The following is a 712-nucleotide window of genomic DNA, read 5'->3' on the forward strand; positions in this document are numbered from 1 at the left end:
TGCCACAGCCGCTCCGATGTTTCCACATAAACATGACAATAATAATCATATTTATTCGATGAGTTGGCTACGAGCCGCTTGTCGCAGCAAGTCGCTCGGGAAGGAAATCAACGAAGACGCGCACCTTCGGCGACAGATGGCGATTGGAGGGCCACAGCATCCGGAACTGGCCACGGCCGTCGACATGACCATCGAGGACGGTACGCAGCCTGTCTTCGTGCAGCGCCTCGCGCACCAGGAAATCCGGCATGCAAGCTATGCCGAGGCCGGCGAGCGTGGCGCCCTTCAAGGCTTCCATGTTGTTGCAGGTCAGCATCGAGCGGATCTGCGGTTCGGCGCTTCCGGTAGTGAACGGCCACTCCAGCAGCCTGCCGCTGTTCAGGAAGCGGAAGTTTATGCCGAAATGTCTGATGAGATCAGCCGGCACGCTGGGGGCGCCATGGCGGTCCAGGTAGGAGGGCGCCGCGCACAGCAGCATGCGAAAGGGCGCAACGGGTCTCGACACAAGGCGCGAATCCGGCAGTTCGCCGCTGCGGATCGCGACATCGATACCCTCGTCGATGACGTCGACGATCCGGTCGTTGAAATCGATGTCGAGCTCGATCTCGGGATAGCGTGCCATGAACTCCGACAGCACCGGCAGCAGCAGATGATAGGTGACGATCGGGGTGGATATGCGCAGCCGCCCACGCGGTGTTTCCCGTGTCTGCGA

1 protein-coding gene is annotated in these 712 nt (G+C 60.7%); it reads right to left on the reverse strand.

Going from position 1 to position 712, the window contains the following annotated elements; genetic code table 11:
- Positions 1 to 67 precede the first annotated feature (67 nt).
- On the reverse strand, positions 68 to 712 hold a 645-nt coding region (locus EN964_RS36285), incomplete at its 5' end, for a LysR substrate-binding domain-containing protein (RefSeq protein WP_127277577.1).

Source organism: Mesorhizobium sp. M7A.F.Ca.CA.001.10.2.1 (genome assembly GCF_003998575.1).
GTDB lineage: Bacteria > Pseudomonadota > Alphaproteobacteria > Rhizobiales > Rhizobiaceae > Mesorhizobium.